At 63.7% G+C, this 20,121-nt stretch carries 19 protein-coding genes and 2 tRNA genes; 6 read left to right on the top strand and 15 right to left on the bottom strand.

Annotation, left to right across the window (positions count from 1 at the left end; translation table 11 throughout):
* Positions 1-61: 61 nt before the first annotated feature.
* The 3 genes from ACQCSU_RS11300 to ACQCSU_RS11290 form a co-directional block, all read right to left on the bottom strand.
* Positions 62-226 (bottom strand): type II toxin-antitoxin system RelE family toxin, encoded by a 165-nt coding sequence (locus tag ACQCSU_RS11300; RefSeq protein WP_426975343.1) that lies wholly within the window; start codon positions 224-226, stop codon positions 62-64.
* Between the two features lie 1,077 nt (positions 227-1,303).
* Positions 1,304-2,185 carry a rhomboid family intramembrane serine protease gene (locus tag ACQCSU_RS11295; protein WP_426975342.1) on the bottom strand — a complete coding sequence of 294 codons (882 nt, stop codon included), beginning with the start codon at positions 2,183-2,185 and terminating at the stop codon, positions 1,304-1,306.
* Between the two features lie 9 nt (positions 2,186-2,194).
* Positions 2,195-2,740, bottom strand: a complete 546-nt coding sequence (locus ACQCSU_RS11290) for a peptidylprolyl isomerase (RefSeq protein WP_426975341.1) — start codon at positions 2,738-2,740, stop codon at positions 2,195-2,197.
* A 154-nt stretch (positions 2,741-2,894) separates the two neighbouring features.
* On the opposite strand from ACQCSU_RS11290, the gene ACQCSU_RS11285 reads away from it, so the two are divergent.
* Both ACQCSU_RS11285 and ACQCSU_RS11280 read left to right on the top strand, forming a co-directional pair.
* Positions 2,895-3,875: a hypothetical protein gene (locus ACQCSU_RS11285; RefSeq protein WP_426975340.1), complete on the top strand. Its 981-nt coding sequence runs from the start codon at positions 2,895-2,897 to the stop codon at positions 3,873-3,875.
* Between the two features lie 134 nt (positions 3,876-4,009).
* Entirely contained in the window at positions 4,010-4,885 is an 876-nt protein-coding gene (locus tag ACQCSU_RS11280; RefSeq protein WP_426975338.1) for a glycosyltransferase, read from the top strand.
* Between the two features lie 19 nt (positions 4,886-4,904).
* Here ACQCSU_RS11280 and ACQCSU_RS11275 read toward each other — a convergent pair whose 3' ends face one another.
* The gene (locus ACQCSU_RS11275) at positions 4,905-5,819 is read right to left on the bottom strand and encodes a DMT family transporter (protein WP_426975336.1); all 915 of its coding nucleotides are present in this window, start codon (positions 5,817-5,819) and stop codon (positions 4,905-4,907) included.
* A 115-nt stretch (positions 5,820-5,934) separates the two neighbouring features.
* Here ACQCSU_RS11275 and ACQCSU_RS11270 point away from each other — a divergent pair, with 115 nt between their 5' ends.
* Complete coding sequence (locus ACQCSU_RS11270; RefSeq protein ID WP_426975335.1) at positions 5,935-6,303, top strand: cupin domain-containing protein; 369 nt, start codon at positions 5,935-5,937, stop codon at positions 6,301-6,303.
* Between the two features lie 82 nt (positions 6,304-6,385).
* Here the strand turns inward: ACQCSU_RS11270 and ACQCSU_RS11265 are convergent.
* The 11 genes from ACQCSU_RS11265 to dnaA form a co-directional block, all read right to left on the bottom strand.
* Positions 6,386-6,461, bottom strand: a tRNA-Ala gene (locus tag ACQCSU_RS11265).
* A gap of 72 nt (positions 6,462-6,533) precedes the next feature.
* Complete coding sequence (locus ACQCSU_RS11260) at positions 6,534-6,593, bottom strand: hypothetical protein (RefSeq protein WP_426979765.1); 60 nt, start codon at positions 6,591-6,593, stop codon at positions 6,534-6,536.
* A gap of 128 nt (positions 6,594-6,721) precedes the next feature.
* Positions 6,722-6,795, bottom strand: a tRNA-Ile gene (locus ACQCSU_RS11255).
* A gap of 98 nt (positions 6,796-6,893) precedes the next feature.
* Positions 6,894-7,508, bottom strand: a complete 615-nt coding sequence (locus tag ACQCSU_RS11250; protein ID WP_426975334.1) for a DUF3566 domain-containing protein — start codon at positions 7,506-7,508, stop codon at positions 6,894-6,896.
* Positions 7,505-10,195, bottom strand: coding sequence for a DNA gyrase subunit A (gene gyrA, locus ACQCSU_RS11245; protein ID WP_426975333.1), 2,691 nt, complete (start codon positions 10,193-10,195; stop codon positions 7,505-7,507). The genes ACQCSU_RS11250 and gyrA overlap by 4 nt, the downstream gene beginning before the upstream one ends.
* 60 nt (positions 10,196-10,255) lie before the next feature.
* Positions 10,256-12,340, bottom strand: a complete 2,085-nt coding sequence (gyrB, locus tag ACQCSU_RS11240) for a DNA topoisomerase (ATP-hydrolyzing) subunit B (RefSeq protein ID WP_426975332.1) — start codon at positions 12,338-12,340, stop codon at positions 10,256-10,258.
* A 411-nt stretch (positions 12,341-12,751) separates the two neighbouring features.
* Positions 12,752-13,315, bottom strand: coding sequence for a DUF721 domain-containing protein (locus ACQCSU_RS11235; protein WP_426975331.1), 564 nt, complete (start codon positions 13,313-13,315; stop codon positions 12,752-12,754).
* On the bottom strand, positions 13,312-14,526 hold the full coding sequence (gene recF, locus ACQCSU_RS11230) for a DNA replication/repair protein RecF (RefSeq protein WP_426975330.1): 1,215 nt from the start codon (positions 14,524-14,526) through the stop codon (positions 13,312-13,314). Before recF ends, ACQCSU_RS11235 begins: the two co-directional genes overlap by 4 nt.
* 26 nt (positions 14,527-14,552) lie before the next feature.
* On the bottom strand, positions 14,553-15,437 hold the full coding sequence (gene gnd, locus ACQCSU_RS11225) for a phosphogluconate dehydrogenase (NAD(+)-dependent, decarboxylating) (RefSeq protein ID WP_426975329.1): 885 nt from the start codon (positions 15,435-15,437) through the stop codon (positions 14,553-14,555).
* A 98-nt stretch (positions 15,438-15,535) separates the two neighbouring features.
* Complete coding sequence (gene dnaN, locus ACQCSU_RS11220; RefSeq protein ID WP_426975328.1) at positions 15,536-16,660, bottom strand: DNA polymerase III subunit beta; 1,125 nt, start codon at positions 16,658-16,660, stop codon at positions 15,536-15,538.
* Between the two features lie 583 nt (positions 16,661-17,243).
* Entirely contained in the window at positions 17,244-18,665 is a 1,422-nt protein-coding gene (gene dnaA, locus ACQCSU_RS11215; protein WP_426975327.1) for a chromosomal replication initiator protein DnaA, read from the bottom strand.
* A 466-nt stretch (positions 18,666-19,131) separates the two neighbouring features.
* Here dnaA and rpmH point away from each other — a divergent pair, with 466 nt between their 5' ends.
* From rpmH to yidD, 3 genes are read left to right on the top strand one after another with little or no spacing between them, the layout of a single operon-like run.
* Positions 19,132-19,269, top strand: coding sequence for a 50S ribosomal protein L34 (rpmH, locus tag ACQCSU_RS11210; RefSeq protein ID WP_003800212.1), 138 nt, complete (start codon positions 19,132-19,134; stop codon positions 19,267-19,269).
* Between the two features lie 41 nt (positions 19,270-19,310).
* Entirely contained in the window at positions 19,311-19,721 is a 411-nt protein-coding gene (rnpA, locus tag ACQCSU_RS11205; protein WP_426975326.1) for a ribonuclease P protein component, read from the top strand.
* Positions 19,714-20,121: a membrane protein insertion efficiency factor YidD gene (gene yidD, locus ACQCSU_RS11200; protein ID WP_426975325.1), complete on the top strand. Its 408-nt coding sequence runs from the start codon at positions 19,714-19,716 to the stop codon at positions 20,119-20,121. The genes rnpA and yidD overlap by 8 nt, the downstream gene beginning before the upstream one ends.

Genomic DNA, 20,121 nt, shown 5'->3' with positions numbered 1-20,121 from the left:
TGCGCACAGCTCACGCCTGAGACGTAGTCTCCACGTTCCTGCGCCATGGAGGCGGGGCGCACTACGCTTCGCGGTAGATCTCACGGCGATGTCCCGCCGGAACCACAACGATGACCAGGCGCCCGTCGTCGATGCGGTAAAGCACCCGGTAGTCCCCGGTGCGTACGCGCCATTCAACTCGGCCGGTAAGCTTTTTCGCCCCGGGTGGACGGGGCGTCTCAGCCAAGAGTTCAATGGCTGCCTGGATCCGGCGGCGGCCCTCGGGCGGGAGTTTTCGTAGCTGCCGGCCGCTGCCGGCAAGACCTCAATGCCGTAGCTCACGCCAGGCCGAGATCGCGTTTGACGCCCTCCCACGGAATCGGAGTCTGCCCGGTTTGTTCAACTTCCTCCCAGGCCGCGTCAACGGCGCGGATGTCCTCTAATTCCTCGGCCGCCTCGCGGAGGCGCTCAAACTCCACCGCATCGACCAGGGGAGCGACGCGGATGCCGCGTCGGGGGGAAACGCTAGGGACAGCACCCTCTGAACAACAGTCGTGTGCGTTATTAACATTGTGGATTTGCTGTGGATAAGTCCGGGAAGCGCCGTCCGTCGCCGGGTGTTGGCTTGCCTACCGGGCTCGGGGTCCACGATCCAGCAAAACACAGCCCGCGGCAACGTTATCCACTTAACAACAGGCGAGTACCCACAAGTTATCCACAACTGGGGATAACATCAACGGTCAGTGCACCGTAGGGGCGATCTCACGGCCCGACACGTGCCTCCGAGATACGGACACTCAGAGCATCAAGTTATTAACAGTGTGCATAAAGCTGTTGAAATCAGACATGACGCTGTGGGTTGCCGGCAAGCCATTCAGGCCAGTCACTGGCCGCTTCCACGAGCGACGCGATCCGGGCCTGGCGCCCGGAGTCCAGGACACGGAGTTGTCCACTTAACCACAGGGCAACCAACGGGAGTTATCCACAATTGTGGAGATCGATGGACAGCCTAGCGGGTAATCGCCAGCTGGGGCGGACAGATCGAGCGGACCGCGTTGAACTACAACGATGTAAGTTACCAACAGTGTGGATAACCCCTGTGGACAACTTCCAGCCCGCACCAGGTGAAGGGCTGTTCCCGGCCAGGCGGACCCGAGCGCCCCGCAGAAAAGGGCGCGGACAAGCCCCGGAAGGGGTGTGGATAAGTCACCAGAGGCAGGCGTCCACGCAGGGAGCGCCTGGAGGCAGGGCAGGGAGCCGCACGCAGGGAGGGCGAGGAGGTCGGGCGGAAGAGACGGCCCTGAGACAGGCTAAGAAGCCGCGCCTAGGCGCTGGCCACCCTGAGGGCGGACACGGCGATCAGCAGGGCGAACACCAGCACGAGGCCGCCGGCCTGCAGGAGCCCCTGCCGCGGTCCCCGGGGCGTGTACGCGATGACGGCAGCGCACAGGGCGCCCGTGATGGCGCCGCCGAGGTGGGCCTGCCAGGCGATCTGGGGGACCAGGAATCCGATCACGCCGTTGATGGCGATCAATACCCAGAGTTGCCTGGTATCGCCGCCGCGGTGTCGCTGGACCACCAGCATGGCGCCGAAGAGGCCGAAAATGGCGCCGGAAGCACCCACTACGCCGCTCAGCGGCTGGCCTGGGACGTAACCGGGCGTCAGGAGGAGGTAGCCGACGGATCCGCCGAAGGCGGAGAGCAAATAGACCGCCAGAAAGCGGATGCGGCCCAGGAGTGGCTCCAGGGCTTGGCCAAACATCCACAACATGTACATGTTGAGCACGATGTGGAGGATGAACCCCTGGGAATGGAGGAAGGCGGAAGTCACCATGCGCCAGGGTTCGAAAACCCCGAACTCCGGGCTGGCATAAACGGTGGCAAACGCCAGGTTCTGATAGATCCCGTCGTTGGGGACCAGCCATTGCAGAACATAGACCAGGGCGCACAGCCCGATGATGGCAAACGTTACGAGCGGCCGGCCGCCGGCCACGGCGCCGCCGTAGACCGTCTTGACGTCCGGCGTCGTACGTCGTGTTTCATTGACACAGTCAACACACTGGAATCCGACGGCGGCCGCCCGCTGGCAGTCGGGGCACGCAGGGCGCCCGCACCGCTGGCAGCGCACATAGGCGGGCCGGTCCGGGTGCCGGGGGCACACCGGGATCTGGGCGGACGGCTCGGCCGCCGGAAGTCCGTAGCTCATGGCTTGGGCTTAGAGCTTTTCTACGTCAATGCTGTTGATGGTGACGTCCTCGACGGGGCGGTCGCCCATGCCGGTGCGCACACCCTCGATGGCGTCAACAACCTTCTTGGATTCGTCATCGGCGACCTCACCGAAGATGCTGTGCTTGCCCTGCAGCCAGCCGGTGGGGATGGTGGTGATGAAGAACTGCGAACCGTTGGTGCCGCGGCCCATCTGGATGCCGGCGTTGGCCATGGCCAGTTTGTACGGCTCGTTGAAGGTCAGTTCCGGGTGGATCTCGTCATCGAATTTGTAGCCCGGTCCGCCGACACCGCGGCCCAAGGGGTCGCCGGCCTGGATCATGAAGTCTTTGATGATGCGGTGGAAGATGGTGCCGTCGTACAGCGGCGTGCCCGTCTTGTCCTCGCCCGATTCGGGGTGGGTCCAGGCCTTCTCACCGGTGGACAGCCCGACGAAGTTTTCGACGGTCTTGGGGGCGTGGTTTCCGAAGAGGTGGACGACGATGTCGCCCAGGCTCGTGTGGATGGTTGCTTTTGCAGTTGCTATGGCAGTCATGGCCCTATTCTTCCATGACAGGCCAATCCGCATAGGGCCGGTCAGCCAGTTCCGCGCTGGGTGAAATCCTCCCGAAATCGGACTGAAGAATAGCCGGTGAGGTCTGGGACACGTAGGCTAACTGCAGATACGTCACATTAATCGGGAGGCAGTTGTGAAGAAATCGGATCGTATTGCCCGTGAGCTGGAGCAGTCAGTCAGCACCGGAGTAGGGAACGCCAAGGACTGGGCAGCACCGCGGGTTGAAGCAGCAGTCAACTGGGCCGTTCCGCGACTGCAGCACGGCCTGGATACCGCTTCTCCCAAAATCCAGGAGGGGCTCAAGTCGGCCGCCCACAATCTGGCCGACGGCGTTGCCACGGTAACTCCGCGCATCCAGGACGGATTGGCACACCTCGCACCGATGATCCACGACGCCGTTGAAGGCGCCACCCCGCGCCTCCACGAGGCGCTGGACAAGGCGACGCCGGTGATCGCGAACGCACGCGACCGGGTCGTCGTTGACTACCTGCCCAAACTCTCGGACCAGATCGGTTACGCTTCCGAGGCCGTGCACCGCACGCTGGAAGGCGCCCCGGCGCACGTCGATGCTGTGGCCCAGAAGCTTGGCGATGTGGGGATCATCCACGCCGTCCAGGAGCAGGCGAAGTCGGCCGGCAGTCACATCAAGGTGGCTGCGAACGAGGCCAGCAAGGCGGTCAGCGGAGAGCTTGCCAAGCCGCAGAAGCCCAAGCACCGCGGACTGCTCATCTTCGGCGTGATTGCCGCAGCCGTCGCCGCGGGGGTTGCCGTCTGGAAGGCCTCCCAGCCGGTCGAAGATCCGTGGAAGACCCCGGCGCCGGTTACCCCTGCGCCGGTTCCGGCCACCACAGTCAACGGCGTCTTGGACACCGCCGGCGCGGCCGGCGCGCCAACTGTCGCCGCGGCCGACAAGGCCGCGGAGGCCTCCGGCGAAGTCGCCGACTCGGCGGTGACTGCCGTTGAGGACGCCGCGGACACTGCCAAGCACGTGGCGGCAGGTGCGGCCGAGGATAGCCAGGATGCTGCCGCCAAGGTAGCCACCGATGCGAAGACTGCTGTGCGGAACATTGCCGCCAGCCGCAACAACGGCGCGGACAAGACCACGGGCAAGTAGTTGAAGCCGTAGCCCGCCTGCAGGCCGGCTCAGGGAGGGATTCCGCCACGGGCGGGATCCCTCCTTTTGTTTCCTCGCCGGAGGGTGCCCGGCGCCGGACGGAATAAGCGGGCATGGGTGCTAAATTTGAGGGGATGTCACCCGATAGATCCTCCCAGGATGCCTTAGACGATGCTGTGCCGCCACCGGCCGTATCCATTGTCATCCCTGCCTACAACGAGGAAAGCGTCATCAGGCAGTGCCTGATCGCGGCGGTCTACCAGTCCGTCCCGGCCCACGAGATCATCGTGGTGGACAACATGTCCAAGGACCGCACCGCCGGGATCGTGCGGCAGATGCAGCTGGAATACCCGGAGAGCCCCATCATCCTGCTGAGCCAGGACCGGGACCAGGGCCTGATTCCCACGCGCAACTTCGGTCTGGACCATGCCACCGGCGATATCCTAGGCCGGATCGACGCTGATTCTGTCCTCGAACCGGACTGGGTGGAACAGGTCCAGAAGGCGTTCGCTGAGCAGTCGGTGCACGCCGCCACGGGTCCGGTGGTCTACTACGACATGCCGATGCGCCGCTTCGGCCTCAAGGCAGACGACAAGATGCGCCAGCTTATGCTCAAGCTCGCCAAACACCAGTACCACTTCCTGTTCGGCTCAAACATGGCCCTGCGCCGTTCCGCCTGGGAAGTCATCCGCGGCGAGACCTGCCGGGATGAGAAGGACGAGATGCATGAGGATATCGACCTCTCGCTGCATCTCGCCGACCACGAGCTCCGGATCCAGTACTGGCCCGCGATGGTTTCCGGGATGTCCGCCCGCAGGCTTGAAGATTCGCCCCGCGACTACCGGTACTACGTGACGCGCTTCGACCGCACGTACAAGGCGCACAACGTCAAGAAGATGGCCCTCAAGGCGCCCATGGTGGTGTTCTTCTCGGTATATTTCCCGGCGAAGCTGCTCCGTGCCATCCACACGGTCAACACCGCCCAGCCGGCCCGCCGCGGCGGCCAGTAGCCCCGTACAGCCGGCAGCCTCAGTCGGTCCCCAGCTCCGCGAGCAGGGCGGCATTGCGGCGCACGGCCCGCGAGCCCCGCTGCCCCAGGACAACGACGGCGAGCCCCACCAGGATCATGCCCAGGCCGGCATAGGTCCCTGCGGGCAGCGTCTCGGAAAGGAACGCCGCGGCGAGCAGGGCGGCGCCCGGGATCTCCAGCAGGATGATCATGGATACCAGCAGCGGACTCATGGTGGCCAGCAGGTGGTTGAACGCCGTGTGGCCGATCAGCTGGGCGCACACGGTGACGGCCAGGATGCCGAGCCAGCCGGCGGCGTCGAATCCGGCCAGCGGCTGCCGGGATACGAGCGCCAGCACCGCGACGACGGCGGCGCACATCCCGTAGCAGAGCGTCGTGTAGACCCCGGTCCCCATGGTCTGGCGGGCCTTGCCGCCCGCCAGGGTGTAGATACCGGCCAGGGCGCCTCCCGCGACGGCGAGGAGGTCGCCCAGGAGCGCGTCCGGGGAAGTGCCCATGTCGAACCCGGTGATCGCCACGACGCCGCCGAAAGCGATGCCCAGGCCCGCCAGGACCTGCCAGCGGTGCCGCACGCCCCGCAACAGCTGCAAGATAGCGATCCAGCCCGATTGCAGGCAGACCAGGGCTGTTGCCGCGGCGACGGAAGTCAGCTGGAGGGAGGTGATGAAGCAGGCGAAGTGCAGCGCCAGGGCGACGGCCGCGGCGAGGGACCAGCGGAACTCTTTTCCGGTGATCCTGGCAAACTGGCGGGGTTGCCGGACCAGCACGGGCCCGGCCATCACGGCAGCACCGATCGCGTTGCGCCAGAACGCGATGGCAAGGGCGCTGACGGTGGTGGCGCCCAGGGTGGCGGCGATAAGGGGCCCGGAGGATGCCACACCCAGCACTCCCAAAACGGCAAGGAAGAGGTTCACGGTCCAACAGTAGTGGGGCCGGGAGGATGGCACCTGACACACGCATTCTTGACCGTGGCAGGCGGCAGTGACAGTCTTAAATCCGGTCTCACCCCCATCCACAAAGGAGACCATGATGGCTTCAATCATCCGCAAGAGCTTTGACAACCCGGAGGAGACCCGCCCCGTCAAGGACGGGATGGGACAGGTTGAACTCGTCAATCTCGACGCCGGCGCCGTAGGGCGTGCGACGTTCCTGCCGGGATGGAAATGGTCCCAGCACGTCAAGCCGATCGCCCAGACGGACAGCTGCATGGCTGCCCACGTCGGCTACACCGTCTCCGGGCGCCTCAAGGTGGTCATGGACGACGGCGAGGAGAGCGAATTCGGCCCGGGCGACTTCGGCGTCATTCCGCCGGGGCACGACGCCTGGGTAGTCGGGGACGAACCATACGTCTTCATAGACTGGCAGGGCATGGGCGACTACGCCAAGCCCAAGCAATGAGACAGCCCCTCTTTCAGCTGCCCGGATTCCCGGTCATGCAAAAGGCCCCGTACCGCGTTTCCGCGGTACGGGGCCTTCCCTATGGTGGAGGCACGGGGACTCGAACCCCGAACCCCCTGCTTGCAAAGCAGGTGCGCTACCAATTGCGCCATGCCCCCATAAGAAGCAACCCGACAATCATACCCCTAGTTCGGAAAGCTGCTTTCCAGCTCCCGTTCCGGGATTCCGGGCTAGTCAACCGTGTCGGTTGATTCGCTCCAGACTGTTTTCCGGGCTTCGGACTCCTGCACTTTTCTGTAGAGCAGGACGCCTGCGATCGTAGCTGCAACAACCAGCAACGTCTTCACCTGCACCCCGTTCCGGCCCCGGAAAAACCCGGACCATCACCAAACCCCTACCGAACCCTGTACAGGTTCCGTGGGCGTACCAGGACTTGAACCTGGGACCTCTTCGTTATCAGCGAAGCGCTCTAACCGCCTGAGCTATACGCCCCGATGCCTCATCGGGCCGAGATATGACTTTACAGCACATCCCGGCCCGATCTCAAATCGAGGCATTTCCCGGGAAAATATCCGGGAAAAGTGCGGGTTTTAGTCGTCTGTAAGCGTGACGCCGATGCCGCCCACCAGTGTGGCGGAGATGTTGTACAGCACGGCCGAGAGCATGGACAGGGCTGTCAGCAGCACCACATTGATCACGGCGATGATGGTGGCGAAGGACGCAACCTGGCCCAGCGAGGCCACCTTCTTCAGCTCGAAGCCGCCTCCCTCAGAGCCGGCCAGGGTGCCCAGCAGGCTGTCGACCTGATCGAAGATGCCGGTCAGGTCAAGAACCGTCCAGAGCACGATCGCAGCCACCACCGTCACGATGCCCAGGGCAACCGAGAGCAGGAAAGCCATCTTCAGCACGGACCAGGGGTCCACCTTGCTGACCAGCAGGCGGGCGCGGCGGACCTTTGCCTTGGGGGCCGGCTTGATCAGGCCGGCCTCGTTCTGGCCGGGACGCTGTCCGGGCGCCGTCGGGCGGCCCTGCGCGGGGCGCTGACCTGGCGCCGGGGGACGCTGCTTTAAACCTGCGGCTCCGCCGGGAACGCCGGGGCGCTGCTGCGGGCGTGACGGCGCGCTGACGCGCGGTGCGGACGCAGGCTGCCGCATTCCGCCTGTACCGCTGCTGTTCTGCGTGGGATATGAGTCGGGATCACTCACTCGTTACCTCCGGTGTTGTCTTCGTCCAGTTCGGCATTGCCCGATGACTCATCTGATTCCGGGGCCGGTACTGATTCTGCCTCTGCGGACCCGTCATGCGATCCGGTATCTTCAGCCAACGTTACGTCATCCGGCGCGGATGCCGGACTTTCCTCGTCCGTATCCAGGCCGCGTTCGCTGTTGCGCGCAACCTCGATGATGCGGTCATTCTTGTCCGGCTTGGCAAAGATCACGCCCATCGTGTCGCGGCCCTTGGCGGGAACACCCGCCACCGAAGATCGCACCACCTTGCCGCCTTCCATGACCACCAGGACTTCATCTTCTTCCTGCACGATCAACGCGCCGACGAGGTGTCCGCGTTCCTCCTGGTATTTGCCGACCTTGATGCCGAGGCCGCCGCGGCCCTGGAGCCGGTACTCCTCCACAGCGGTGCGCTTGGCGTAGCCGCCCTCGGTGACGACGAAGACGAAGGAGCCGTCCGTTACGACGTCGGCCGCCAGCAGCTCGTCATCCTCCCGGAATTTCATGCCGGTAACGCCGGACGTGGCCCGGCCCATCGGCCGCAGGGCTTCATCCGTCGCGGTGAAGCGGATGGACTGGCCCTTGCGGGACACCAGCATCAGGTCATCGGTTTCCGAGACCAGCTGGGCGGAGACGAGCTCGTCGCCCTCGCGGAGGTTGATCGCGATGACGCCGGCGGAACGGTTGGTGTCGTAGTCCTCCAGGCGGGTCTTCTTGACCAGGCCGCGCTTGGTGGCAAGCACCAGGTACGGCGAGTGCTGGTAGTCCCGCAGATCCAGCACCTGGGCGATGTGCTCATCGGGCTGGAAGGCGAGCAGGTTCGCCACGTGCTGGCCCTTGGCGTCACGTCCCGCTTCGACGAGTTCGTAGGCCTTGGCCCGGTAGACGCGTCCCAGGTTGGTGAAGAACAGCAGCCAGTGGTGCGTTGTGGTGACGAAGAAGTGCTCCACGACGTCGTCGCCGCGCAACTGGGCGCCCTTGATGCCCTTGCCGCCGCGCTGCTGGGAGCGGTAGTTGTCGCTGCGGGTGCGCTTGACGTAGCCACCCCGGGTGATCGTGACGACCATTTCCTCTTCGGGGATGAGGTCTTCCATGGACATGTCGCCGTCGAAGCCGAGCAGAACCTTGGTGCGGCGGTCGTCACCGTGCTTGGCCACGATTTCGGCCAGCTCGGTGCTGATGATCCCCCGTTGCCGTTCCTCGGAAGCCAGGATCGAGTTGTACTCGGTGATCATGGCCTCGAGTTCCGAGTGGCGGTCCTGGATCTTCTGGCGTTCCAGGGCAGCGAGCCGGCGCAGCTGCATGTCCAGGATGGCGCGGGCCTGGAGTTCATCGATAGCCAGGAGCTGCATCAGGCCGTCGCGGGCGGCCTCGGTGGTGTTGGACGCACGGATCAAGGCGATGACCTCATCCAGCGCGTCGAGCGCCTTGAGCAGGGCACGCAGGATGTGCGCTTCTTCCTCGGCCTTGCGGAGGCGGTAGCGGGTCCGGCGCGCAATGACGTCCATCTGGTGCGTGACCCAGTGGCGGATGAAGGCATCGAGGCTCAGTGTGCGGGGCACGCCGTCGACGATTGCCAGCATATTGGCCGCAAAGTTGTCCTGCAGCTGGGTGTGCTTGTAGAGGTTGTTCAGCACCACCTTGGCGACGGCGTCGCGCTTGAGCACGATCACGAGGCGCTGGCCGGTGCGTCCGGAGGTTTCATCGCGGAGGTCCGCGATGCCCGAGATCTTGCCATCCTTGACGAGCTCGGCAATCTTGATCGCCAGGTTGTCCGGGTTGGCCTGGTAGGGCAGTTCGGTGACCACGAGACAGGTGCGGCCCTGGAGTTCCTCGACGTTGACGACGGCGCGCATGGTGATGGAGCCGCGGCCCGTCCGGTAGGCATCTTCGATGCCCTTGTGCCCCAGAATCGTGGCGCCGGTCGGGAAGTCAGGACCCTTGATGCGCAGGATCAGCTCCTCGAGCAGTTCCTCCCGGCTGGCGGTCGGGTTGGCCAGGTACCACTGCACGCCGTCGGCCACTTCGCGGAGGTTGTGCGGCGGGATGTTCGTGGCCATGCCGACGGCAATACCCGAGGAGCCGTTGACCAGCAGGTTGGGGAACCGCGCCGGCAGGATCGTCGGTTCCTGGTTCTTGCCGTCATAGTTGTCCTGGAAATCGACGGTTTCCTCGTCAATGTCGCGGACCATTTCCATGGCCAGCGGGGCCATCTTGGTTTCCGTGTACCGCGGTGCCGCAGCCCCGTCGTTGCCGGGCGAGCCGAAGTTTCCCTGGCCGAGGGCCAGCGGGTAGCGCATGGTCCAGTCCTGGATGAGGCGGACCAGCGCATCGTAGATCGCCGTGTCGCCGTGCGGGTGGTACTGGCCCATGACCTCGCCGACCACGCGGGCGCACTTGTTGAAGGAACGGTCCGGGCGGTAGCCGCCGTCGAACATTGCGTACAGCACACGGCGGTGGACGGGCTTGAGGCCGTCGCGGACGTCGGGGAGGGCACGGCCCACGATCACGGCCATGGCGTAGTCGAGGTAGGAACGCTGCATTTCCGTCTGCAGGTCCACCTGTTCGACTCGGTCAGTCAGTACGTCGCTGTCCACAACGGTGCCTTCAAGTGCGGGCTCGCCGGCGGCCGAGCCGGCTGGGACCTCGGGTGTTTCGTCACTCATAGTCTATATTTTCCGTTTCAGGTATATATCGGTCCGGGAATATTTAGGGTTGTGATCCGCCTAGATATCGAGGAACCGAACGTCCTTGGCGTTCTGCTGAATGAAGTTCCGGCGGGATTCGACGTCCTCGCCCATCAGGGTGGAGAAGGTCTGGTCCGCGGCCAGGGCATCGTCCATGGTGACCTGCAACAGGGTGCGGTGGTCCGGATCCATGGTGGTGTCCCAGAGCTCGGTGTAGTCCATTTCGCCGAGACCCTTGTAACGCTGGATGCCGTTGTCCTTGGGAATACGGCGGCCGGCGGCCTGGCCGGAGACCAGCCTGGCGTCCCGTTCCCGGTCGCTGTAAACGTAATCGTGCGGGGCGTTGGACCACTTGATCCGGTACAGCGGCGGCTGGGCAAGGTAGACGTAGCCGTTTTCGATCAGCGGGCGCATGTAGCGGAACAGCAGCGTCATCAGCAGCGTGGTGATGTGCTGGCCGTCGACGTCGGCATCGGCCATCAGGACGATCTTGTGATAGCGCAGCTTGCTGAGGTCGAAATCCTCGCCGATGCCCGTGCCGAACGCTGTGATCATTGACTGGACCTCGGCGTTGCCGAGGGCCTTGTCCAGCCGGGCGCGCTCCACGTTCAGGATCTTTCCGCGCAGCGGAAGGATGGCCTGGGTTTCCGGGTTCCGGCCCCGCTTGGCGGAACCGCCGGCGGAGTCGCCCTCCACGAGGTAGACCTCGCATTTGGCCGGATCCTTCGAGGAGCAATCGGACAGCTTTCCGGGCATACCGAAGGACTCCAGCGGGCTCTTGCGGCGGGCGTTGTCGCGGGCCTTGCGGGCGGCCATCCGGGCCTGGGCAGCGGAAATGGCCTTGCGAATCACGTCACGGGCCGGACCGGGGTTGCGTTCCAGCCAGTCGCCAAGACCGTCGGTAACAACGCGCTGGACAAAGCCCTTGACCTCCGAGTTGCCGAGCTTGGTTTTGGTCTGGCCCTCGAACTGCGGCTCGGCCAGCTTGACCGAAATGACTGCTGTGAGTCCCTCGCGGATGTCGTCACCGGTGAGGTTGTCGTCCTTTTCCTTGATGATGCTCTTCTCCCGCGCATAGCGGTTGATGAGCGAGGTCATCGCGGCACGGAAACCCTCTTCGTGGGTACCGCCCTCATGGGTGTTGATCGTGTTGGCGTAGGTGTGGACGCTCTCGGAGTACGCGTTGGTCCACTGCATCGCCATTTCCAGGGCGATGTGGCGTTCCGTGTCCTCGGTTTCGAAGGCGATGACGTCCTCGTGCACCACGTCCACCTTCTTGCCGGAGTTCAGGTGCTTCACGTAATCCAGCAGTCCGTCGTCGTACTGGTAGACGACGGTGTGGAATTCCGCGGGGATTTCGCCTTCGGTGGGGACGGAATCCAGATCGAGGTCGCCGTCCTCGGACGGATCCTCTTGAGCGCGACGCTCGTCGGTCAGCGTGATGCGCAGGCCCTTATTCAGGAAGGCCATCTGCTGGAAGCGGGCCCGCAGCGTCTCGAAGTCGAATTCCGTGCTCTCAAAGATGCTGGCATCCGGGTAGAACGTCTGGGTGGTACCGGTCTCGTCGGTTTTCTCTCCCTTGACGAGTCCGCCCTGAGGTTTGCCACCGTCGGCGAAGGACATCATCCAGACGTGGCCCTGGCGGCGGACCTCGGTGTCGACGCGGCTGGACAGCGCGTTGACCACGGAAATGCCGACGCCGTGCAGGCCACCGGACACGGCGTAGCCGCCGCCGCCGAACTTGCCGCCCGCGTGCAGGATGGTCATGACGACTTCCACCGTGGGCTTGTGCTCGGTCGGGTGCATGTCGACCGGGATCCCGCGGCCGTTGTCGACCACCTTCACGCCGCCGTCGGCCTGGAGAACGATTTCAATGTGGGTGCAGTAGCCTGCCAACGCCTCGTCGACGGAGTTGTCCACCACTTCGTAGACCAGGTGGTGCAGTCCGCGCGGTCCGGTGGACCCGATGTACATGCCGGGACGTTTCCGGACGGCTTCCAGGCCCTCGAGGACCGTAATGTCGCTCGCGCCGTAGCCATGGGGTGTCACGGTCTCCGGCGCGTCTGCCATCACAACTTCCGCTTGGCGTTCCACGGCGGGGATATCTGCATTGTCGTTAGCCACAGGCGCTCTCGACTCCTCTGTATTCGTTGAAGGCCGGCCGTTGCCACTCTCCGGAGGAAAGGGCTTTTGCCAACAGGCACGTCACTGATTACACCGGCTGTTCTACTCGAGGAGCCGTCCGCCGCACGCTGGTATTGCGTCGGAAACGGACTCAGTCAACGTTTCACCGGCGCCCAGTTATCTGCCACAATTCTACCGTGCAGGAGAGTCTAAACCCGCATTCCAGAGCCCCAAACGGCAAGGAAAGGGCCGCTGGGAGGCCATTGACTCCACCTGCAAGGCTCCAGGGGTCCCGGTCTAGGGTTCCTATACGCCCCCGGGGCGTCCAAGCGCCCTACACGCCGTTTCCGCAATTTTCAAGACTTTTGCAAGGAGTGCTTCATATCCAGCGCGCTTGAGGTGCCGCTGCAATTACCCGTAGGTGTCGCGGGGGCCGCGTCCGTTGACCGTCCGGGCGCCCCTCCGCCAGCTCGGAGCCGCCGGTCCCAGCACCTGGATCTGGGTCACGACGCCCTCACCGAGCTCGGTGCGGAACTTGTCCAGCAGGCTGATGCTGAGCAACCGGAGCTGCGTGGCCCAGGCGGTGGAATCGCACCGCACGTGCAGGGTGGTGTTCTCGAAACTCTCAGGAGTGCAGTGTGCGGAGATTTCGGGTCCCACTAGGGTTCCCCACTGTGCCATCACCGAACCGACCGCCACCGGTGAATTCCAGCCGCGTTCGGCGACGAGACGGCCCACCACCTTCCCCAAGCCGAGAGGGTCGCGGCCCGTGCTGTGGAATTGCCCGAATCCCCGGGTCCCTCCGGCCCTGCGGGCAGGTTTCTGCGGGGCGGTGCCGGGACGCGGCGGGGCTTTGCGCCGGATTTCGCCCCGCGCCGCGGCAGCGTCACGCATTCTGTTCAGCGCGGACTGGGGTGCGTCGATGTCGTCGGGATCTCTGCCTGGCTGCAGGCCGCCGTCGGTATCCTTATTCATCGATATTCCGGCGCATCGATTCCTCCCAGGACTACCTTCACCCGCCGTCCGGCCAGTTCCACAGGAATGTCATCCTCGACGGCGGCCGTCACCAGCACCTGCTCGGCGCCGGATACTATTGCCGCCAGTTTACGCCGCCTCTCAACATCCAGCTCGGCGAATACGTCATCCAGGATCAGGATGGGAGCCGAGCCACCGGTGCGGGCATCGTCCAGCATCACGTAGTACGAGGCCAACCTCAGGGACAGGCACATGGACCAGGTTTCACCGTGCGAGGCATAGCCCTTGGCCGGGGCCTGTCCCAGCACGAGTTCGAGCTCGTCGCGATGCGGCCCGACAAGGGAGATCCCCCGTTCCAGCTCCTTGCGGCGTGACGCTGCGAAGGCCTGGACGTAGCGGTCAGTGAGTTCATCGACGGACAACACGCGCAGATCCTCCACCGCTGCTTCCACCTCATCTGCCGTTGCCGGAACGGCAGCCGACGGCGCGGCGCCGTCGTCCTCCAGTACATCCTGCAGCGTCGAACGGTAGATGGCACCGGCTTCCTTGGACCCGTCCGTGAGCTGGGCATAGGCACTCTTGAGATGCGGCCGGAGCCGTTCCACGAGTTCAAGCCGCGCGTGCAGCAGCTCGGCCCCGGCCCGCGCCATGTGCTGGTCCCAGACATCCAGCGTTGCCTCATGGCCGGAGGTGAACTTGCCGGCCCGGGAGGATTTCAGCAGCGCATTGCGCTGCTTGAGGACCCGGTCGTAATCACTGCGAGTCGCGGCATGGCGGGGAATGAGGCTGACCAGCAGTTCGTCGAGGAACCGACGCCGGCTGGACGGATCGCCCTTCACCAGGGCCAGGTCTTCCGGTGCAAAGAGCACGGTCTGGCAGATACCGAGGATGTCCCGGGCGCGGACCGGATTGCTGCGGTTGATGCGGGCACGGTTGGCCCGGCTCGCGTTGATTTCGAGTTCGAGCACCGTCGACTGTTCGCCGCGGACCAGTCTGGCGCGGATCAGGGCCCGTTCGGTGCCGAAGCGCAGAAGGGGCGCATCCGAACTGACCCGGTGGGAACTGAGGCTGGCGAGGTAGCCAATGGCTTCCATCAGGTTGGTCTTGCCAATGCCGTTGGACCCGACGAGAACCGTGACGCCGGGCGCCAGGCTGAGGTCCACCTGGGCGTAACTGCGGAAATCGGTGAGCGAAAGTTGTTCTAGGTACACGCCGGATTCAGGATTTCAGGGCAGGACTATTTTGCCGGACGGGTGGCATGCCCGCCGAACTGGTGGCGCAGCGCGGACACCATCTTCATGGCCGGTGAATTGTCCTCGCGGGAGGAGAACCGGGCAAACAGCGCTGCCGTAATGGCCGGCGCGGGCACGGCGTTGGCGATCGCTTCCTCCACGGTCCAGCGTCCCTCGCCGGAATCCTCGACGTAGTCGTCGATCGATTCCAGTCCTGGATCTTCGTCCAGGGCCTTGACCATGAGATCCAGCAGCCAGGACCGGACAACCGTGCCCTTCTGCCAGGCCCGGAAGGTTCCGGGCAGATCTGTGACGATGTCCTTGGCGGCGAGGAGTTCGTAGCCTTCGGCATAGGCCTGCATCAGGCCGTACTCGATGCCGTTGTGGACCATCTTGGCGTAGTGCCCGGCGCCGACGCCGCCCACGTGGACGAAGCTGTCGGCGCGGCCGCCTTCGGGGCGGAGCGCGTCGAAGACCGGCAGTGCCCGTTCGATGTCGGCGGGGTCACCGCCGGCCATCAGCCCGTAGCCGTTCTGGAGACCCCAGACTCCGCCCGAGACACCACAATCGGCAAAGCGGATGCCCTGAGCGGCCAGGGCAGCTCCGTGCTTCTGGTCTTCGGTGTAGCGGGAGTTGCCGCCGTCGATCACGAGGTCGCCGGCGTCGAGCTTGGTTGCGAGTTCAGTGATCACGGTGTCGGTGATTTCTCCGGAGGGGACCATTACCCAGATCAGGCGGGGTCCCGGGACGGCGGCCAGGAGTTCGTCCACGCTCGCCACGTCCGAGACGTCCGGGTTCCGGTCAAAGCCTGTGACTTCGATTCCACCTGTGCGCAGCCGTTCGCGCATGTTGAAACCCATTTTTCCAAGGCCGATCAGTCCGATGTGCACGGTATGAACTCTTTTCTGCGTTGGGGTGTGGGCGATACGCACCCAACTGACTCGCATTAGTTGTCGTTTGGGCGGTCCAAAACGACAACAACTGCCAGCTAGTTGGGGAGACGGACGGGCATGACCAGGTAGCGGTAGTCGCCCTGGTCTTCGCCGTCGGCGTCGTGCTGGGCCGTGATCATGGCCGGCTTGGGTGCCGCCGTGAAGGAGAACCGCACGTATTTGGTTTCGATCACGCTCAGTCCCTCGACCAGATAGTGCGGGTTGAAGGCAACCGTGATGTCTTCCCCGGTGAGCTGGGCTTCGAGCTCTTCGGAAGCCTGGGCATCCTCGCCGGTGCCGGCATCAAGGTGCAGTTGGCCCTGGGTGAAGGCAAGGCGGACCGGAGTGTTCCGTTCGGCCACGAGCGAGACACGTCGTACGGCTTCGACGAGTTCCTGGGTCTGCACTGTCGCGTGGATCGGTGTGGAGTCCGGAAAGAGCGAGCGGATCTTGGGGTAGTCGCCGTCGACGAGAAGTGAGGTTGTGGTGCGGCCGCCGCTCTCAAACCCGATGAGCCGGCTATCATCCTCGGCGAGGGCAAGATGGATGTCGCCACTGCCGCCGAGGGTCTTCGCTACTTCATTGAGCGTCTTGGCCTTGACCAGGGCGCTCGTGGAAATCCCGGGCGTTACCGGCTTCCAGGGAACTTCACGCATCGCCAGCCGGTAGCGGTCCGTCGCCAGCAGGGTGATGAGATCGTCCTCGATCTCCATCCGCACGCCGGTGAGAATCGGCAGGGTGTCGTCCTTGCTGGCGGCGATGATCACCTGGGAAACCGCCTGGGCGAAGGAATCCCCTGGGACGGTGCCGCTGATCGGGGGCAATGCAGGCAGCGGCGGGTATTCGGCCTCCGGCATTGTGGCGAGGTGGAAGCTGCTTCGGCGGCACGTGAGCGTGACTTTGTTGCCCTCAGTCTCGACGTCGACGGGGGCTGAGGGGAGGCTGCGGCAGATGTCTGCCAGCAGGCGCCCCGACACCAGGATGGTGCCTTCCGTGGAGATGTCCGCGGGGATTTCGAGCCTTGCGGACGTTTCGTAATCGAAGCTCGACAGGCTCACGGTACCGGCTTCGGCCTTGAGGAGCAGCCCGGAAAGCACGGGTACTGGCGGCCGCGGAGACAACGACCGGGCGGTCCATGTCACGGCTTCTGCCAGGACGTCCCGTTCGACTCTGAACTTCACGGAAGGGTGCCGCCTTTCATTGCTGCTGTCATCGCTAAATCGCCGGATTGCCGCGGAATTCGGTCGGGCAACTGAACTCCGTCAGGAAGGGACGTGCCTGCTTCCCGGGTTCATGGCCCAGCTGGGAACCACAAATGAAGTCCGGGACGGACGCACTGCAGACAGCTTAGCCCCAACAAGTCGGTTCTCCCATCCATGGGTTACATCCGTGTGGTTCGACCCGGCGGCCTTTTGCCTGGTTTCCGGCCCCGGGCCGGAACGGGCCTTGGCGGTCTGAGGCGGCGAACAAGAGACTGTTATTTGAGGGAATTTCATTTTCTAGGGATTAGTAGTGTTAATAACTGCTGTGGATACTGTGGATAACCCCGTTTCGCGGTGCGATTCCGCGGTTAAGCCCTGTTCATGGACTGTGGGTGGAGCAGGTTTTAAACAGGGTGTGGATGGGGATAACATTTTTGGCCCTGGTGCCGATCCACAGGCGGCTTAAGGGTTTTAAGCCCATTAAGGGCGGTTGTCCCCTTAACTATCCACAGGGTTGTCCACAGGTGCCTGTTAATAAGGTAGGTGTCAGCGGCCGGACGGTTCAGGAATTGCGCTGCTGCTGCTTGATCCGGTTGGTCAGCTCGGTCACCTGGTTGTAGATCACTCGGCGCTCGGCCATGAGTTCGCGGATCTTGCGGTCAGCGTGGATCACCGTGGTGTGGTCGCGGCCTCCCAGTTCCTGCCCGATCTTGGGCAGCGACATGTCCGTGAGCTCGCGGCACAGGTACATGGCGATCTGCCGGGCGGTCACGAGCGTCCTGGTGCGCGACTTGCTGCAAAGCTCCTCCATGCTGAGCTTGAAGTAGTCGGCCGTCTGCGTGAGGATCTGCGCCGAGGTAATTTCCTGGGCTCCGTCGTCGGTGATGAGGTCCTTGAGGACCATCTCCGCCAAGGCCACATCCACCGGCTGGCGGTTCAGGCTGGCGAACGCGGTGACACGGATCAGCGCACCCTCGAGTTCACGGATGTTGCTGGAGATCTTGGACGCGATGTACTCCAGGGCATCGTCCGGGGCGGAGAGACCCTCGCTGAGGGCCTTCTTCCGGAGGATGGCGATACGGGTTTCGAGTTCCGGCGGCTGGATGTCGGTCAGCAGGCCCCACTCGAAACGTGACTTCATTCGGTCTTCGAAGCCCGCGAGCAGCTTGGGCGGCTGATCGGAGGTGATGACCACCTGTTTGTTGTTGTTGTGAAGCGCGTTGAACGTGTGGAAGAACTCCTCCAGCGTCCGGTCCTTGCCGGCCAGGAACTGGATGTCATCGATGAGCAGCACATCGACGTTGCGGTAGGTGGTCTTGAAGCTGGTGCCCTCATCGTCGCGGATGGAGTTGATGAAGTCGTTGGTGAATTCCTCGGAATTCACATACCGGACCCGGATGCCGCTGTAGAGCCTGCGGGCGTAGTGGCCGATCGCGTGCAGCAGGTGGGTCTTGCCCAGTCCGGAGTCGCCGTAGATGAACAGCGGGTTGTAGGCCTTGGCCGGGGCTTCAGCCACGGCGACGGCGGCGGCATGGGCGAAGCGGTTGGAAGAGCCGATGACGAAGGTATCGAAGACGTACTTCGGATTGAGGCGGCCAAATTCGTGGGAAGTGCTCGGCAGCATCGGCTGCGGCTTCAGCTCCACGGTCGCGTCGGCTGCCAGGGCAAGTTCGACGACGGGCTCCGGCTCGGTGTGCAGCGGGACCAGATCGGTGTCGACGTCGATGGCGCAGCGGATTTCGTCGGAGAAGACGTTGCGGAGGGCATCGTCGAGTGCTTCCTTGACCTGGGTCTGCAGGACCTCGCGGGTGAGCTCGTTGGGCACCGCCACCAGGAGGGTCGAACCGATCAGGCCCTGCGCCTGGGCGAGGATGACAAAGCCGCGCTGCCGGGGTGTTACACGGTGGTCGTTCTCGAGAAGGCTCACTACCCTCCGCCAGGAACTTCCGACAGTGTTGGCTTGGTTGGCTTCGTCTACTGTCATCAATCAGTTCCTCAAACTTGCTTGCCTGCATTAGCTGCAGCCACAAGTCCCGAACCAGTGCGCTGGTCCCGGCTTAATCCACAGGGTTATGCACAGTCCGTGGATAATTGGCTACTGGGACACTCTAGGGGATGAAAAACCTAGAAGATAGCTAGGGTCTGTCCTGTGGATAATCACATGGTTGTAGTTCGAAAACCGGGGCCGTGACCCACTTCATCCACAGGTGTGGATGTGAGTTAGCCACAGCTGGGGAAAGGTTGCGGGCCGTCCCTCGGTTTGACTCCGGGTGCCGTCAAGCCCTAACGTTGTGAAGTCCCATGTGCACGCTTTTTGCCCTCAGTTGAATCTCTCCCCGACGCTCCGCGTCTTGCGAGTCCGAGGAGAAGCGGCACATACAAAACTTAGCGTCGACCAGTTCTTCCCCTTGATCGGGTGGGCGCACCTTTGATCCACTGGAGTAACTAACGTGAGCAAGCGGACTTTTCAGCCGAATAACCGCCGTCGAGCCAAGAAGCACGGCTTCCGCCTTCGTATGCGTACCCGTGCCGGCCGTGCCATCCTGGCAGCCCGTCGTGGCAAGGGTCGCACCGAGCTGTCGGCCTAAATACCTGACTCGTCGGTCCCCCTCCCTGTGCGAGTAGAACGGTGCTAGCCACCCGCAACCGTCTCAGGACATCGACCGATTTTTCAACAACTGTACGTTCCGGTGTCCGCAATGGACGCCGGAACGTAGTGTTATATGCGGCAGCCCTCGCTGCCGATGAACCAAGCCGGATCGGATTCATCGTTTCCAAGAGTGTCGGGAACGCTGTCGTCAGGAACCTCGTTAAGAGGAGACTGAGAGAAGCCGGCGCCTTGTCGTTGCAGAAATACGGCAGCGGGTTCGCGATCGTGGTCCGGGCCCTGCCCGCCGCGGCCGACGCCAGCTGGGAACAATTATGCACCGACTATGACGCCGCTTTGGAGACAACCACGAAACGGCTGGGCAGCCGCCTTCCACAGGCTGCTTCTTCAGTTTCTTACGAGACAACACAGGAAGGGACACCGCGTGCGTAACTCCGCTGCCGCCGTCGTCCCGCATCCTGAACCTGCCCTGAAATCAGCAGCAAGATGGTTGGGCCGGGCAGTCTGGAACTTGCCCCGCACTGTCCTCATCCTGATGCTTCTGGCCTACCGCAAGGTGATCTCACCGCTGTACGGCCAGGTCTGCCGCTTCTTTCCCAGCTGCTCGGCCTACGCCCTCGAGGCGATCACGGTGCACGGCGCGGTCAAAGGAAGCTGGCTTGCGGCCAAACGTCTGTTGCGCTGCCATCCCTGGAATGCCGGTGGTGTGGACCATGTCCCCGCCGGCAAATGCGAGTGGCCCGCAGACCGCACCCCCACAATTGTTGTGCTGAACAATCCGGACAAGTACCTGGGTGCTCAGTCTGATGGAGAAGGCCGCAGTGCGGCCTAA

Source organism: Pseudarthrobacter sp. O4 (assembly GCF_050157025.1).
Lineage (GTDB): Bacteria > Actinomycetota > Actinomycetes > Actinomycetales > Micrococcaceae > Arthrobacter.
The sequence above is the reverse complement of the archived record's forward strand: the minus strand, read 5'-3'. Positions and strand labels throughout refer to the sequence as shown.